This window comes from Rhodococcus sp. ENV425 (genome assembly GCF_002887785.1).
Classification (GTDB): domain Bacteria; phylum Actinomycetota; class Actinomycetes; order Mycobacteriales; family Mycobacteriaceae; genus Rhodococcus; species Rhodococcus aetherivorans.
In genome coordinates this window covers 1-850 of sequence record NZ_PCZU01000241.1, presented here as the reverse complement: position 1 = coordinate 850, position 850 = coordinate 1, and the positions used below count along the sequence as shown (strand labels likewise).

Genomic DNA, 850 nt, shown 5'->3' with positions numbered 1-850 from the left:
CCCAGCGGAACGTCGCCACCCCCGCCACCACCGCCGCCGTCACCACGGCCCCGGCGAACACCCAGGGACCCCAGGCGCGGACCCGTGCCGCCGCGGCGGCGCCCGGGCTCGCCTGCAGGTCGGCGACCAGTTCGTCGAGCTCGCCGAGCGTGTCCGCCGCACCGGCGCGCGCATCCCGGACCTCGTGCTCGGCGCCCGAGAGCTGACCGTCCGCATACGCCGCGTCGAGCCGCGCCCGGACCGCAGCCCGATCGGCGTCGCGTGCCCTGGTGGAAGGCGAATGGCGGCCGATCATGCGGGAGATCGTAACGACGCAGCTCAGAACACGCCCAGCACGCCGCCGTCGAACAGAATCTTCACGTACCGCGTGCCGTCGCCGGACTCGACGTAGATGGTCACCGCCGGGGTGCCGTCGTGGGCGAACGACACGTGCGAGACCGTGCCGCCGGGCAGGCCGACCAGCGCGGGCGCCTCCGCGATCCGGGCGGTCACGGCCCCCGCGTCGACCGCGCCGAGGTCGAAGTCCTGGTAGCCGGGGAAGCGCTGCACCGTCACCGGTTGGGCCCGCAGTGCCCCACCCGCGTAGGTGTACGTCGCGATCCGGCCCGGCTCGTCCGGCAGCGCCCGTTCGATGTGGGCCCGCTCCGGACGGAGGACCAGCCGGTACACGACCGTGTTGCCGAAGCGGTCCCGCACCGCCGCGAGAACCGCCTCGAACCCGCCGGGCTCGAGCGGCCGGACCGGGGTCACAACGATCGGATCGACACCGTCGTCGGGGACCGCCACCGGCGCGGCGGGCTGCTCCCGCACCGCCGCGGGTCCCGGCGCCGGGCCGTCCCCATCCGACAGC

The 850-nt window shown here is 75.5% G+C and carries 1 protein-coding gene and 1 pseudogene; both read right to left on the bottom strand.

The features are described 5' to 3' along the window. Positions 1–295: DUF1707 domain-containing protein (locus CQZ88_RS20780; protein ID WP_146034347.1), on the bottom strand; the 295-nt coding region annotated here is incomplete at its 3' end. 23 nt (positions 296–318) lie between these two features. After that, positions 319–850 (bottom strand): annotated as a pseudogene (locus tag CQZ88_RS20775) (DUF1707 domain-containing protein); the annotation flags it as partial.